Source organism: Ruegeria sp. CDSA021, assembly GCF_059612325.1.
Genome location: NZ_JBXWQJ010000010.1, coordinates 47,385 through 62,321, shown reverse-complemented (window position 1 = coordinate 62,321; position 14,937 = coordinate 47,385). Strand labels below are relative to the sequence as shown.

The 14,937-nt window shown below is 58.7% G+C and carries 15 protein-coding genes; 8 read left to right on the top strand and 7 right to left on the bottom strand.

Going from position 1 to position 14,937, the window contains the following annotated elements; all coding sequences use genetic code 11:
* Positions 1–39 precede the first annotated feature (39 nt).
* The gene (locus tag AC2FLD_RS14260) at positions 40–336 is read left to right on the top strand and encodes an HNH endonuclease (protein ID WP_496670069.1); all 297 of its coding nucleotides are present in this window, start codon (positions 40–42) and stop codon (positions 334–336) included.
* On the opposite strand, the gene AC2FLD_RS14255 is transcribed toward AC2FLD_RS14260, so the two are convergent.
* The 3 genes from AC2FLD_RS14255 to AC2FLD_RS14245 are packed head-to-tail and all read right to left on the bottom strand — an operon-like array spanning position 337 to position 2,419.
* Positions 337–1,074, bottom strand: coding sequence for a VOC family protein (locus tag AC2FLD_RS14255; protein ID WP_496670070.1), 738 nt, complete (start codon positions 1,072–1,074; stop codon positions 337–339).
* Positions 1,071–1,679, bottom strand: coding sequence for an enoyl-CoA hydratase/isomerase family protein (locus tag AC2FLD_RS14250; RefSeq protein ID WP_496670071.1), 609 nt, complete (start codon positions 1,677–1,679; stop codon positions 1,071–1,073). The genes AC2FLD_RS14255 and AC2FLD_RS14250 overlap by 4 nt, the downstream gene beginning before the upstream one ends.
* A complete protein-coding gene (locus tag AC2FLD_RS14245) occupies positions 1,676–2,419 on the bottom strand; it encodes an SDR family oxidoreductase (protein ID WP_496670126.1) in 744 nt (247 codons plus the stop codon). Before AC2FLD_RS14245 ends, AC2FLD_RS14250 begins: the two co-directional genes overlap by 4 nt.
* Before the next feature lie 139 nt (positions 2,420–2,558).
* On the opposite strand from AC2FLD_RS14245, the gene AC2FLD_RS14240 reads away from it, so the two are divergent.
* The 5 genes from AC2FLD_RS14240 (at position 2,559) to lpxK (ending at position 8,595) form a co-directional block, all read left to right on the top strand.
* Entirely contained in the window at positions 2,559–4,073 is a 1,515-nt protein-coding gene (locus AC2FLD_RS14240; protein WP_496670072.1) for a DUF2125 domain-containing protein, read from the top strand.
* A gap of 165 nt (positions 4,074–4,238) precedes the next feature.
* Complete coding sequence (locus AC2FLD_RS14235; RefSeq protein WP_496670073.1) at positions 4,239–5,585, top strand: TldD/PmbA family protein; 1,347 nt, start codon at positions 4,239–4,241, stop codon at positions 5,583–5,585.
* Positions 5,572–6,372: an inositol monophosphatase family protein gene (locus AC2FLD_RS14230; RefSeq protein ID WP_496670074.1), complete on the top strand. Its 801-nt coding sequence runs from the start codon at positions 5,572–5,574 to the stop codon at positions 6,370–6,372. The genes AC2FLD_RS14235 and AC2FLD_RS14230 overlap by 14 nt, the downstream gene beginning before the upstream one ends.
* On the top strand, positions 6,369–7,607 hold the full coding sequence (locus AC2FLD_RS14225) for a 3-deoxy-D-manno-octulosonic acid transferase (RefSeq protein ID WP_496670075.1): 1,239 nt from the start codon (positions 6,369–6,371) through the stop codon (positions 7,605–7,607). Before AC2FLD_RS14230 ends, AC2FLD_RS14225 begins: the two co-directional genes overlap by 4 nt.
* A complete protein-coding gene (gene lpxK, locus AC2FLD_RS14220; protein WP_496670076.1) occupies positions 7,594–8,595 on the top strand; it encodes a tetraacyldisaccharide 4'-kinase in 1,002 nt (333 codons plus the stop codon). Before AC2FLD_RS14225 ends, lpxK begins: the two co-directional genes overlap by 14 nt.
* Before the next feature lie 36 nt (positions 8,596–8,631).
* On the opposite strand, the gene AC2FLD_RS14215 is transcribed toward lpxK, so the two are convergent.
* Both AC2FLD_RS14215 and AC2FLD_RS14210 read right to left on the bottom strand, forming a co-directional pair.
* On the bottom strand, positions 8,632–9,294 hold the full coding sequence (locus AC2FLD_RS14215) for a DsbA family protein (RefSeq protein ID WP_496670077.1): 663 nt from the start codon (positions 9,292–9,294) through the stop codon (positions 8,632–8,634).
* A 13-nt stretch (positions 9,295–9,307) separates the two neighbouring features.
* Positions 9,308–9,814 (bottom strand): DUF721 domain-containing protein, encoded by a 507-nt coding sequence (locus AC2FLD_RS14210; protein ID WP_496670078.1) that lies wholly within the window; start codon positions 9,812–9,814, stop codon positions 9,308–9,310.
* Positions 9,815–9,895: 81 nt separating this feature from the next.
* Here AC2FLD_RS14210 and mutY point away from each other — a divergent pair, with 81 nt between their 5' ends.
* The gene (gene mutY, locus AC2FLD_RS14205; protein WP_496670079.1) at positions 9,896–10,951 is read left to right on the top strand and encodes an A/G-specific adenine glycosylase; all 1,056 of its coding nucleotides are present in this window, start codon (positions 9,896–9,898) and stop codon (positions 10,949–10,951) included.
* A 61-nt stretch (positions 10,952–11,012) separates the two neighbouring features.
* Positions 11,013–12,149, top strand: a complete 1,137-nt coding sequence (locus AC2FLD_RS14200; RefSeq protein ID WP_496670080.1) for an alkane 1-monooxygenase — start codon at positions 11,013–11,015, stop codon at positions 12,147–12,149.
* Between the two features lie 79 nt (positions 12,150–12,228).
* Here AC2FLD_RS14200 and AC2FLD_RS14195 read toward each other — a convergent pair whose 3' ends face one another.
* The gene (locus tag AC2FLD_RS14195) at positions 12,229–13,611 is read right to left on the bottom strand and encodes an adenylate/guanylate cyclase domain-containing protein (protein WP_496670081.1); all 1,383 of its coding nucleotides are present in this window, start codon (positions 13,609–13,611) and stop codon (positions 12,229–12,231) included.
* Between the two features lie 140 nt (positions 13,612–13,751).
* A complete protein-coding gene (locus AC2FLD_RS14190; protein WP_050604910.1) occupies positions 13,752–14,852 on the bottom strand; it encodes a site-specific DNA-methyltransferase in 1,101 nt (366 codons plus the stop codon).
* Between the last annotated feature and the right edge of the window lie 85 nt (positions 14,853–14,937).

Genomic DNA, 14,937 nt, shown 5'->3' with positions numbered 1-14,937 from the left:
CTTGCCTTCGCCGTTCTTAGGCGCAAGTTTCAAACCATCATGACGAACAGCGATCCGATCTGCCCGCTTTGCGACCGCCCAATCCCCAACTTAGGCGGCAGCCTGCATCATCTGATCCCAAAACTCAAAGGAGGCAAGGGCGGACCAACGGTTCTGTTGCATCAGATCTGCCACAAAGAAGTCCATGCCACCCTGACCGAGGCCGAACTGGCGCGCAACTACAACACGGTCGAGGCCCTGCGCGCGCATCCAAGGCTTGAAAAGTTCCTGAACTGGGTCCGAAAACGCCCGCCCGGCTTTCGTTCGAAAGTTCCGGGAAAACGGCGCGTACGGTGATCAGCCCGGAAGGATCGGGTCGCCAAAGGCATCGGTCAGAGATTTAGACATGCCTTCGATTTCAATGCCCTGATAATCTGGCACAGGCGCGAATTGAGCCCCCGCAACGTGCTGAAATTCCAGCGTTGTATAAGGTCGCTTCCAAAGCCATTCGCGGTTTTCAACCGCCCACAGATCGGGGTTCGGAGGCGTTTCCTGCGTAAAGGCATAGAAATGCAGGTCAAAGCCGTATGGAGCAACCTCTTGCATCGACAACAACGACATACCTTGCGCGCGCCAAAATGAGTCTTCGGAGGCGATATCCCCGGTTCGTAGGGTGATCTGACCGATCCGGGCCTGCGCGAACGGCGCATCGGGATCAGCGGCTTGCGGAGGGCGGTTGCCTTCGAAATCCTGTTGCAGCAGCTCGATAACGAACCCTTCGGGGTCGGCCAGATGGCACATATACCCGATATCCAGAAACTGGTTTGGCGCACTCACCGGAACATCGCACGCGCGCAGATGGGCGACAGCAAGGTCAACATCCGGCACGGTGATGCCGATCTTCCAATAGCGCTGACCTCGGTCGTGGGTGTACCCGCCGCCGCCCGGCAACAGCAGCAGATCCGCATCCTGGCCTTCATAACCTACGCGATGGCTCAGACCTTCACTGCGGACCGACATCCCCAGCATGTCACGGTAGAACGCGGCCAGCCGGTCCGGATCACCGACCCGAAGGCGCAAGGCTGACATCCTCATGAACACAACCTTGCAATTCCGGCGGCAATCTTCGGGTCGGCGTTGACGCTATCCGTCACCAGATCGCGTGCGGTTTGCATCAGGTGGTCAGCCTCGACAATCCGGTCCACCAAACCAAACTCATACGCCTCTTGTGCGGTGATTTTCTGACCCGCCATCAGAATCAGCTTGGTACGGGCCGGTCCGACCAAAGCCGCCAACCGCTTGGGATCGGAGGGTTGCGGCAGAAATCCCAGTTTCATCACCGGATAGAAAAACTTGGCCGAGGGCACCGCGATGCGCAGGTCACAGGCCAGAGCCATTCCGTTGGCCCCGCCAGCCAAAGTGCCGTTCAACGCCGCAACGGTCAGGCAGGGCAGCGCCGCGATGGCGCCAGACAGGCGCTCCCAGACATCCGACGTGGCCAGACCGGCACGCGCCTCGTCAAGATCGGCACCGGCACTGAACACCTTGCCCGCACCTGTCAGGATCAACGCCTTCGCTTCAGTCGCGGCTTCGGCGATCTCGGCCAGCTCTGTCAGCATGGCCCCTGTCAAAGCGTTGGCCTTGTCCGGGTTGTTGATCGTGACGGTCCACAGGCCATCCACTTTGGTCAGATTGATCATATTAGCCCAACCCGTTTGCGGATATCCTCCAACCGCAGCGAGATTTCGGTGCCCAAAAACTCATTCGCATCATCGGAACACATCCAGAGCAGCGTTCGTGCAGGCCAATCTGCGGGGATGTGAATATCCCAATCCAGCTGGCTGACCGGGTTGATGCCGCTGGCCTTGATTGACCGCTGCATATCCGTGGCCACGGTTCCCGGTGACAGACCCATGGCGCGAATGCCATTATGGGCCTCTTCCAGATGCAAGCATTCCGTAAGCATTTTGGCCCCGGCCTTGGACGTGCAATAGTGGCTCCACGCCTCAACCGGATTCGACGCTGCCCCGGACGAAATGGTGAGAATGCTCCCTCCGCCAGCGGCCCGCATGATCGGCAAGGCAGCGCGCATCCCGTAAAAGATACCTTTGAGGTTGATGTCGATGGCCTTGCTCCATGCCTCTGTATCAGCATTCGCGAGATGAAAGATCGGGTCGATCACACCGGCATTGCCGATCAGAACGTCCAACCCGCCGAAGTGATCCACACAGGTGGCCACGGCCTGCTCGACCTGTGCGAAGTCGCTGACATCACACGCTAAAGCGATAGCCTGATCGCCCAAGGCCGCTGCCAGAGCATCGATCTGATCGTGGCTGCGCGCCACCAGGGCCACATTGGCTCCGGCTGCGGCAAATACGCGCCCTGCCTCAGCCCCGATTCCCCGGCTAGCCCCTGTAATAAGAACCGTTTTACCCTGCATCTGCCCCTCCTCACGCGTTGCAATTGCTGTCGGCAACAGCCGTAGCGCGGAAACGGGGAAAGGGTCCAGCCCTTGCCCCTTGACGATACCCGCCACAAACCCGACCATGCGCCACAAATTGATCAAGAAGGGTTACCTTATGTCCGTTTTCCTCCGCCGCAGCTGTGGTGCAGCTTTGGCCTATGCCGTTGCCACTCAGGTTGCGTTTGCCGACCTGACGGCTGATGATGTCTGGTCCAACTGGCAAGGCTATTTCACCTCGATGGGCTACACCATCACTGGCGACGAAAGCTCGGCGGGCGGTGTGACCACGATTTCAAACATGACGCTTTCAATGGCTCTGCCCGAAGAAGATGGGCAATTCCAGATGGTCATGCCCGAGATGACGCTGAGCGAAAACGGTGACGGAACCGTGACGATTGGAGTGCCCGAGAACTTTCCCATGAGAGTCACCGGTCAAGCCGAAGAAGGCGACTTTGCGGCTACCGTGACTTACTCTCACAGCCAATTGAACATGGTCGCCTCGGGTACGCCCGAAGACATGACCTATGACTACACCGCCGATACGCTCGGTGTGTCACTGGACTCGGTCGAGGTTGACGGCGAGGCAGTTCCGGATGACGTCTTTGACCTGGCGGTTGAGGCCGATGATCTGACCGGTAGCTCGCGGATGCAGATCGGTGAAAACCGTGATCTCACCCAGACATTCAACGCAGCCAGCCTGACCTACAACATGAGCTTTCAGGATCCCGAAAGCGGCGAAACTGGCCTGATTAACGGTCAACTGGACCAACTGGCGTTCGAGGGCGAAAACGTATTTCCGACGGATTTTGATCTTTCTGACCCGCAAGCGTTTTACGAAGCCGGTTTTGCGTTCGACGGGATCTTTACCTATGCTTCAGGCAGTACTGATCTGAGCGGCACCAGCGAAGGTCAGGCGTTCTCGATGAACAGCACCTCGGAAGGTGGACGCTTTGCTGCCGCCATCGATGCCGAAAAGCTGGTCTATGATATCGACCAAAACAGCACGACGCTGGCGGTAACGACTGCAGACCTGCCCTTCCCGATTGAGATCTCAATGGCCAATGCCGGGCTCAACTTTGAGTTCCCGGTTCAGCAGTCAGACGAGGTTCAGCCGTTTGGTCTGGGGTTCAATCTGACCGATTTCACGATGTCAGACGTGCTGTGGGGCATTTTCGATCCTGCAGGCGCGCTGCCGCGTGATCCCGCGACAATCGCGCTGGATGCGACCGGCACGGCGAAAGTTCTGATGAACATTTTCGACCCTGAAATCGACCTCGAGACAGAAGAAGCTCCGGGTGAACTGCATTCTCTGAAAATCAATGAACTGCTGGTGTCTCTGGTCGGTGCAAAACTGACAGGTGACGGCGATTTTGCGTTCGACAACTCGAACACCGAAGAATTCGATGGCTTGCCCAGCCCAAGCGGCGTTGCGAACCTGAAACTTGTCGGTGCCAACCAGTTGATCGACACCCTGATCAGCATGGGCATCATTTCGGAAAATGACGCCTTGGGTGCCCGGATGATGATGGGTCTGATGGCGGTTCCGGGCGAAGAACCGGACACATTGAATTCAACCATCGAATTCACCGAAGATGGTCAGATTCTGGCAAATGGCCAGCGCATCAAGTAAAGTTTAAAAAAGGGCCGTGTATCTTACGGCCCTTTTTCCACCGTTCCCGGCCCAAATCTCTGAACCAGGGTGGGTTCATCACGATCCTCATCACACAATCCGGTCACGGGTCTTGCGAGACGGGCAGTCCAAGGCTAGGTCCTTGGAAATAAACCCGGAGGCCTCATGACCCGCACACCAGAAGAAATCAGCCAGCAATTGCTTGATGTGGCCCGCAAAGCAGGCGCAGAAGCTGCGGATGCCATCGTGCTTGATGGCTCCTCGGTTGCGGTCGAAGTACGGGGCGGAGCGCTGGAACATGCGGAACGCTCGGAAGGTACGGATCTGGGGTTGCGGGTCTTTCTGGGGAAACGGTCCGCCATCGTATCCAGTTCCGACAGTCGCCTGGAAACCCTGCATGCAATGGCCGAACGCGCTGTGGCCATGGCCAAAGAAGCCCCGGAAGATCCGTTTTCCGGGCTGGCTGAACGCGACCAGTTGGTGAGCAACTGGGATGCACAATCGCTGGAGTTGCTGGACCCTGCCCCTGCTCCATCCGCCGAAGCCCTGATGCAGGATGCTCTGACGGCCGAAGCCGCAGCATTGGCTGTGCCGGGTGTCACTCAGGTATCAGATGCGGCTGCAAGCTATGGAACTCACCGCGTGCATCTGGCCGCCACAAACGGGTTTACCGGCGGATATGAGCGCAGCAGCCGGTCTGTTTCTTGCGTTGCGATCTCGGGCGAAGGCACTGGGATGGAAAGGGACTATGACGGTGACAGCCGGACGTTTCAGTCCGACCTGCGCAGCGCGGAAGAGATTGGGCGCACGGCGGGTGAACGTGCTGTGCAGCAGGTCGGCGCGCGCAAGCCTGAGACCGGCAGTTTCCCTGTGTTGTTTGATGAGCGCATCTCGTCTTCACTGATCGGTCATCTGCTGGCCGCCAGCAATGGTGCGGCAATTGCACGGGGTGCGTCCTGGCTCAAGGATTGTCTGGGGCAAGAGGTTCTGCCCGCGCATCTGTCCCTGATCGAAGACCCCCACCGCCCGCGCATCTCGGGTTCGCGCCCTTTTGATGCCGAGGGCTTGCCGACGCAACGCAGGTCAATTGTGGAAAATGGTATCCTCACCGGGTGGACGCTGGATCTGTCGAGCGCGCGCAAACTGGACATGGTGTCGACAGGCAATGCTGCGCGTGGCGTGTCCGGCCCGCCGTCTCCCAGCAACTGGAACCTCAGCCTGACGCAGGGCGACAAAGGCCGCGCTGATCTTTTGCGTGACATGGGCACCGGATTGCTGGTCACATCCATGATCGGGTCGACGATCAACCCCAACACCGGTGACTATTCTCGTGGGGCTTCAGGATTCTGGGTGGAAAATGGCGAGATCACACATCCGGTCAATGAATGCACCATCGCAGGTAATTTGCGGGACATGTTGCGCCGGATCATTCCCGCAAATGACGCCCGCCCGTATCTGTCGCGCGTGGTTCCATCGTTGCTGATCGAAGGAATGACACTTGCCGGCAACTGACCTGTCCCTGCTGATTGACGCGGCGCTGGAGGCCGGCAAGATCGCCACGCGGTATTCCGGGACACAGGCCCGGCGCTGGGACAAACCCGATGGTGCCGGTCCAGTGACCGAGGCCGATCTGGCCGTAAACGCAATGCTCGAGGACCGGCTGCGCGCCGCACGACCGGGATATGGCTGGCTGAGCGAGGAGTCCGAGGACACGTCCGAGCGGCTGGAGTGCCGCAATGCCTTCATCATCGATCCGATTGACGGCACCCGCAGTTTCGCCGAGGGCGCACGCACTTGGGCGCATTCCATCGCCGTCGCCGATGAAGGTCGCGTGATGGCCGCTGTGGTTTATCTCCCCATGCGGGATCTGCTCTATGCCGCCGCCCAGGGAGAGGGCGCTACGCTGAACGGCGAGACAATCACGACCTCGACCATTGCAGACTTGCAACGGTCGGAAGTTCTGGCTGCCAAACCAAATCTCGACACGCAGCACTGGCGGGACGGGCATGTACCCGATTTCGAACGCGCATATCGCCCGTCTCTGGCCTATCGCATGGCTCTGGTCGCGCAGGGGCGGTTCGACGCGATGCTGACTCTGCGCCCCAGCTGGGAATGGGATATCGCCGCCGGTGACCTGATTATCCGAGAGGCAGGCGGCGTGTGTTCCGACCGGGCGGGGCAACCCTTGGTGTTCAACAACGCCCGCCCAAGGCTGAACGGCGTCATCGCGGCGAACGCGTGGCTGCATGAAGAACTGTCAAAACGGCTGAATCCGACCGGGCCCGGGATCGGGGCATGAGCAAGCCGCGATCCCTGAGTTTGGCGGCCTACAGGGTTTTGTCCTGGGGAATGCGCAACAGCGCCAGTCAGCGCATTGATCAACCACGTCCTGATGGCGAGCTTCTCTGGATTCATATCGCCACACCGGGACGTCTGCGGGCGGTAAGCGACTTTTGTCGCCGACTGTTACAGGTTCGATCCGAACTGGGTTTTGTCCTCACCGCGCCACCGGACGCGGAATTGGACACCTGGCCGCACCGTGATATCCCTTTGATCAACCTGCCTCAGGACCAAAGCGGAGCAGTACGTGGGTTTCTGGAACACTGGCGCCCTTCAATGGGGCTATGGGTGGGGGGCGATCTGCTTCCCAACATCCTGACCCGAGCCGAAGAACAAGACATTCCGCTGGTATTGTTCGATGCCCAGTTCAGTGTCACCCTCCCCCGAAGCGCGCGCTGGTTGCCGGATATCACCCGTGCAACGTTCGACTGTTTCCACAAAATCATGACGGCATCGCCAGAAACAGCCCGCCAGATTCGCCGCCTTGGCATTCACTCCTCCAAAGTCCACGACTCGCCCCCTTTGCGCATCAGCCCCAACCCCCGGCCCTGGCCCGAAGATGAGCTGATCGAGACCAACCACACCCTTGCCGGGCGTCCGGTCTGGCTGGCAGCATGGGTTCAGGACAAGGAGTTTATCTCGGTTCTGACGGCCCATCGGCAGGCGCTTCGAATGCTGCACCGATTGGTGCTGGTGCTGCACGTGGCTGACGAATTGGAAGCTGGGCCACTGAAACGGCGTCTGGAATCGATGGACTTGCGATGTGCCAATTGGGACGACGGCGGTCTGATCGAAGACACCACGCAGGTGGTTCTGACCGCCGACCCCGAAAATCTGGGGCTGTGGTACCGCGTATCCTCTGTGACCTTCTTGGCCAGTTCGTTGGAGCGCGGAGCGGGTGGGCGTGATCCGTCCGAATCGATTGCGTTGGGATCTGCCATCATTCACGGACCGTTTGTACATCGCCATGACGCCTTGTATTCTCAGATACGGCAGGCGGGTGCTGCCAAAGAGGTCAAGACGGCAACCGAGCTGGGCGATGCCCTTGTACAGCTCCTCGCGCCGGATCTTGCCGCTGATATGGCACTGGCAGGATGGCGGATGATAACCGAAGGCGCACCGCAGGCGGATGCCCTGATCGAAATGGTTCAGGATATTCTGGATCAGCGGAGTGCGGAACATGCGGGAACCTGACTTCTGGAACACCTCGCCGGATCAACCGGACCCGAGGGCGCGTCTGCTGGCGCCACTTGGACATCTTTATGCAGCGGTGACAGCCCGCAGGGTCGCCTCGGAAACCGGGGATAAGCCGGGTGTACCGGTGATCTGCATCGGCAACCTCAATGCCGGTGGGACCGGCAAAACACCCACCGTGATCTGGACCCTCGAACAGCTCAGGAGTGCATGGCACGAACCGCATGTTGTCACACGCGGACATGGGGGGTCTTTGGAAGGCCCGGTGCAGGTCGATCCGGCCAAACACACAGCCACCGAGGTTGGAGATGAGCCGCTGCTGTTGGCAATGTTCGGCGAAGTCTGGGTGGCCAAGGACCGGGCAGCAGGCGCCCGTGCGGCTGCAGCAGCGGGCGCGACGGTGATCGTTCTGGATGACGGGTTTCAAAACCCATCCGTCGCCAAGGATTTCTCGGTCATCGTTGTCGATGCGCAGCGCGGGTTTGGAAACGGCCTGTGCCTGCCCGCTGGCCCCTTGCGTGAACCCGTAAGCGTCGGCCTGCAACGCGCCGATCTGGTTTTGTCACTTGGCGACGAGACCGCGCAAACGGCCTTTGCCGAACAATATAAAGACCAACTGACGATTCCTCATGTCACCGGGGCCATCGAACCATTACAAACCGGTATGGACTGGGCGGGAACGCAGGCGCTGGCCTTTGCGGGTATCGGGCACCCGGAAAAGTTCTTTCAGACCCTGCGCCGTCTGGGCGTCGATCTGGTGCGGGCCGAAGCACTGGACGATCACCAACCCCTGACCCAGGCCCTGATGACACGGCTGGAAAACGAAGCACGGCAGCTGGGAGCTCAGATGATCACGACCGAGAAAGACGCCGTACGCCTGCCGGCAGCTTTCCGTAACAAAGTGATCACTCTACCGGTCCGGCTTCAGATACCGGAAGGCGATAGGGTAAAAGAGATGCTGCTGCACGCAGCGCCATCGCCAAAATAGGTCCGGTCGACCCACATAAGGCCGACCGGTAAAGAATTAGCTGCCAAGCTCGGCTTCGATCAGCTTTTTGAAATCCGCGTAGGGCTGATTGTCGACCTTCTTGCCGTTCACAATGAAGGAAGGGGTTGCCTGAATACCATCACGTTCAGCGTTTTCCTGATACCATGCGGCCAGCGTGCGTGCCTTGGTGCCATCTTGCAGACATGCTTCAAGCTGGTCGCCATCGACACCGGCCAAACGACCAATCTTACGCAATTCATCAACGATCTCGGCCGGTCCTCCCGCGCGTGTCCATTCGGACTGTTTCTGATAGATTACGTCGGTAATGCCAAAGAATTTTTCGGGTCCGGCGCAGCGGGCAACCATCGATGCCCACAGGCCGTAGCGGTCAAAATACACTTCACGATAGGTGAACTTGACCTTTCCGGTATCGATGAAGTCTTTCTTGAGCTGCTTATACGCGCTCTGATGGAAAGTCGCGCAATGCGGACAGGTGTACGAGGCATATTCGATGATCTCGACCGGCGCGTCCTCAGCCCCCTGCACCATTTCGATGATGGTCGAGGTATCAATATCCGCCTCTTGCGCCTCGGCAGTACTCACCAGCAAGTTGGACGAATTGGAATTTGACAGCGACAGCCAATAGCCGCCTGCGGCTACGGCGACGGCCGCACAGATTACGGTTGCAATACGGCTCATTCTCAGCCCTTTCTCAGCGTTTCTGTTTGGATAGAACGTTGCGCCCCAGACGTTCAAGGGCCGCGCGCAAATCTTCATCATTCACGTCGCGTGACACTTTGTCAGCCTCGGCAACAACGTCAGGTGCAATCTCGGGTTTTGCTTGCTTCGCTTTGTGGTCGAAACTGGCCTGCCCCTCGGCAAATCCGGTCGGAGCGGTCTGGGTGATGCGAACCCGGCTGATGGCGTTGTATCCGTAAACCGCGTTTACCTTGCCGCGCAGTTGCTCTTTCTGCATTTCCAGCATCGGTGCCTGCGGACCTGTGGTCAACACGGTCAGGGTCGCACCAAAGCCGCCCTTGCCATAACCTACATTGACCGGGCGAGCGATGGCAGCGGTGTCCTGACCCACAATCTCGGCCCAATGAGTCAACAACCGCGACACGGCAAAGCCCCGGCTTTCACCGGCGCGCCGGATTTGATCGTTCAGCAAGGACGCGGTGCGTTTGAACCCGCGGGTCGAGGAACGTCTGCGTTGCATCTGGTTTCCCACTCTTACACCGCTATTGTAATAGGCAGACAATCGGGTGCCAGCGAAACCCGACAAGGAGATGAATAAAACTTGCGTGATTCCCCTGAATTCACCGTCAGCGCCGCGCTTTTGGAGTGGTATGACCGCCACACCCGCGACATGCCATGGCGCGTCGGCCCCGCAGATCGGGCCGTAGGTGTACGCCCTGACCCCTACCAGGTCTGGTTGTCCGAGGTTATGTTGCAGCAAACCACTGTTGCCGCCGTCCGCGACTATTTCCTGCGCTTCACAACACGCTGGCCAACAATTCAAACGCTGGCCGCCGCGCAGGATGAGCAAGTGATGGGGGAATGGGCCGGTCTTGGATACTATGCGCGCGCCCGCAATCTGCTGAAATGCGCCCGTGCTGTTGCGCAAGACCACGATGGCCAGTTCCCTAACACCTATCGCGCTTTGCTGGCACTGCCCGGCATCGGCCCCTATACCGCTGCGGCGATTTCGGCCATTGCGTTTGATCAGCCCGAAACGGTTCTGGATGGCAATGTCGAACGGGTTATGGCCCGATTTTATGACATTCACGACCCTTTACCCGGGTCCAAACCGCTGCTGAAAGAAAAGGCCGAGGCTCTGACGCCGTCCACCCGCCCTGGGGATTATGCTCAGGCGGTTATGGATCTGGGGGCCACGATCTGTAGCCCCAAATCTCCGGCCTGCGGCATATGTCCGTTGCGTGACCCCTGTCAGGCCCGCATCGCGGGAACCATGGCGGATCTTCCCCGAAAGACGCCGAAAAAGCCCAAACCCACCCGCCTTGGCCACGTCTATATTGCACGCAGGGCAGACGGGGCCATGGTGCTGGAACGCAGACCGGACAAAGGTCTGCTGGGCGGAATGCTGGGCTGGCCCGGATCACAGTGGAACGATGACCCATCCGAACGCGCGCCCTTCCCGGCACAGTGGACGATCCTGCCCGCCGAGGTGCGCCACACCTTTACACATTTCCATTTGATCCTCAGAGTTTGGGCCGCCGATATCGAAGATCAAAGCATCCCCCAACACCTGACAGTGCTGGACAAGCACAGTTTCAAGCCCAGCGACCTGCCGACGGTGATGCGCAAAGCCTACGATCTGTGGAGAGAACAATGAGATCGCTGTGCATTCTTTCGGGTCGCGGCTAGGCTATGCCCGAAAATTCGGAGCACAGAAGATGATCGCAACAGGCACATTGTCCCGCTGGCAATCCGCATCCCCTTTCTGGGTGTCTCTGTTGTTGATCCCGTTGATCTGGTTCACAGCATTTGCCGGGGGATGGTGGGTCCTGTTGATCCCCCTTTCGACCTGGTGGGCGTTTGCGGTTCTGGACCGGATCACTGGCCTGAACGAGCAGAATGCGAATCCGGATACAACCGACGATATGCTTCAGTGGTACATCCTGCTGACCAAACTCTGGGTGCCGCTTCAATTCCTGACACTCTTTGGCCTGATCTGGTATGCAACCCACACCAACCACCTGTCGATGCCCGCAAAGATTGGCCTGTTCTTCGGTATGGGCGTCCTGTCAGGCACAATCGGAATCAACTACAGCCATGAGCTTATGCATCAGAAAAGCCGGGGCGAGCGCTGGCTGGGCGATATCCTTCTCGCCATGGTTCTGTATTCTCATTTCAGGTCCGAACATCTGCTGGTCCATCACCGTTACGTGGGCACACCCCGCGATCCGGTGACGGCCCGGTACAACGAAGGGTTCCACCGCTTTTATCCGCGCGTATTATGGCAATGCCTGGTCTCGGCCTTCAACGCCGAGCGCGATAAACTGGCGCGCAAAGACTGTCCCTGGACGGATCGTGCCAACCCGTTTTGGCGATACTGGGCCCTGCAAGGCGCGATGCTGGCGCTGGCAGTACTGATCGGAGGCTGGTCTGGTCTGGCCCTGTTTCTGCTGCAAGCCGGTGTCGCGATCTGGCAGCTAGAACTGGTCAACTACGTCGAACATTACGGCCTGACCCGAAAACACCAGGGCGACGGGCGGTATGAACATGTCTTGCCTCGCCATTCCTGGAATGCGGCACATAAGGCATCAAACTGGTTGCTGATCAATCTTCAGCGCCATTCCGACCATCACTACAAACCCAACCGTCGATTTCCGCTGCTGCAACATCATACCCCGGACATGGCCCCGCAATTGCCGTACGGCTATCCGGTGATGACCGTTGCGGCGATGATCCCTCCACTGTGGCGGCGGGTGATGAACCCGCGTGTCCGGGAATGGCGGCGCCACTACTACCCTGAGGTCACTGACTGGCATCCCTACAACAAGGCTTTGAACCCGATGCCCAAAGCGTGACCGCAGCGCGCACCAGCGCGCTGCCTGGCCCAACTGTCAGGACGGCATCTTCGATGCTGATCTGATGGGCGAGAGGCCCTCAGCCTTTCATCACCCAGATATTCATCGGAGCCTCTACCCCGCGGACAGGTTGGTTGCGATGGGCAATGAAACCGTCCATCGCATCCGGCGCCGTAGGGTTTTCTTCAGCAACCCGTTCCCGCACATCATCACTGACAACGATATTCGCCTGAAACTCGCGCGTCAGCGCCTCTAATTTTGCCGCAACATTGACCGCATCGCCGATCACAGCAAATTCCAACCGGTTTGCACCAATGTCCCCTAAAACGACCGAGCCGTAATGCACCCCGATCCCGACATGGATCTCAGGTTCACCGGCACGCCGACGATCCAGATTCCAGCGGTCGATCACCTTTATCATCGCACGCGCGCAGCCCAAGGCATTGCTCGCATCCAGGGGCGTTGGCACCGGCGTACCAAAGGTCGCCATCAAACCGTCACCCAGATACTTGTCCAACGTACCGTGGTGCCGGAACACCTCGGTCTCCATACGGGCGTGGAAACCTCGCAGCACCTCGATCACCTCATAGGGATCACGCCCGGCGGCGTATTTGGTGAAACCCACGATGTCGATGAACAAGACCGCCACGTTCTCTTTGCGAACCTGTTTCAGTGGCTCGTCGTTCTGGCTGAGTTCATCCACCACATTGGGCGAAAAATACCGCGACAGGTTGGCCCGTTCCCGTTCCAATCCCGCATTGTTCATCACCAGTTGGTTCAGTCGCCGCATCGAAATGCCCAGAGTCACCGCCACCATGACGAACACGATCACTTGCTGGATGCGTTGAGGGGCCATGAAACTGTTGGGATCCAGCAATTCGGCCACATCCGGATAGCCCTGCAAGGCCTCGGCAACGCTTTCGCTGATTCCCGGAATGGGGGTTGCCACCCACCAGGCAATGATCCAACCCGCCGTCCACATCATCGCGGTCCAGGATCCGATGGCAATGACCGTCCGCCAGGAATAGGCCAGAGTCCCGGCTGCCAGAATGATGAAGAAATACTGGAAGTTGTCGAACCGATATTGCATCGCCAGCGGACGAACATCATCGCTGAACGGGTTAGGCACGATCATCCCAAGCGTCATGATCAGCAAATCGACAAAAATCAAAAACAGCTCGGCTCGGGATTGTCCTACTCGACCGGCACGACGGATCAGCCATCCGTTGCCACAGATCAACAGCAGGATGAAATGATACCAGAGCACGTCCCATTGCGGATTCAGAAAAATCAACAGCACCCCGGTCAACGCCATCGCAACCCAGCGCGCGCGCACGGCCAGTTCCAGCCCTTCCCGCTTGTGCCGCTCTAGCGCGGCCTCGGTGTACTTGTTGTCCAGATCGAACGTGTCGGGTTGCGTGAAAAACAGGCTGCGGCGGGGCTGCGCGGTCGTCTCGGTCATGGCCGTGATCTTTCTTGCAGTGTCAGGGTTATCGTCATGCAATCACTGTTGATGCCAAAACAAAAGACCCCGCCGTAGGATCGGCGGGGCAAGGCTTAGTGCCTTGTGTCAGGCCACAGGCACCGGCGGTGTTCGTGAAATCAGTTCATCTCGGCCCGGATCTGCTGGCGCAGCACGTCGATGGGCACGGTTTTCCCATCGCGCTTGAAGCACCAATATGTCCAGCCGTTACAGGACGGCGCGTTTTCCAGATGCGCGCCCACCTGATGGATCGAGCCTTTGACATTCTGCCCAACCAGCGTGCCATCGGCGCGTACTTTGGCCTTGTGGCGCTGATTCATGGAATACAGCTCTTCGCCCGGGCGCAGCATCCCACGCTCGACCAGCTGGCCAAAGGGTACGCGCGGCTCGGCGCGTTTGCTGGCGCTGACCTCCAGCGCCTCGCGGTCGAACTTACGGACCTTGGCGATGCGTTTCTCGGCAACCTTGCGATAGCTATCTTCGCGCTCGATCCCGATGAACTCTCGGCCCAGCATCTTGGCGACAGCCCCAGTGGTTCCGGTGCCAAAGAACGGGTCTAAAATCACATCGCCCGGATTGGTCGAGCCAATCAACACGCGGTGCAGCAGCGATTCCGGCTTTTGTGTCGGATGCGCCTTGTCGCCGTTTTCGTCCTTTAGACGCTCATGCCCGGTGCAGATCGGCAGCACCCAGTCGCTGCGCATCTGCACGCCTTCGTTCAGCGCTTTCAGAGCCTCGTAATTGAACGTGTATTTCGCGCCTTCGCGTTTACTGGCCCAGATCATCGTCTCATGCGCGTTGGTAAAGCGCTTGCCCCGGAAATTCGGCATTGGGTTCGATTTGCGCCACACAACGTCGTTCAGAATCCAATATCCTGCATCCTGCAATGCCGAACCGACCCGGAATATGTTGTGGTAAGAGCCGATCACCCAGATCGCGCCGTTCGGCTTAAGCAGACGGTGCGCCGCCTTCAACCACGCGCGGGTGAACTGGTCATAAGCCCCAAAGCTGGAAAACTGATCCCAGTGATCATCAACCGCATCCACCTGGCTGTTGTCGGGGCGATGCAACTGACCTTTCAGCTGCAGATTATAGGGCGGATCGGCGAAAATCAGGTCAACCGACGCCTCGGGCAGACTGTTCATCACATCGATGCAGTCCCCGGATAGAATCGTGTTTAAAGGGAGCGCTTTTGCGCTCTTTTTGGTGGTCGTTGTCATATCACTGCCTCAAGTATCCACGGCGCTTTTGCGCTCATTTGGTTGAGACAAGGATGAGTCAAAGACGATTCGCCGTCAATTTCTT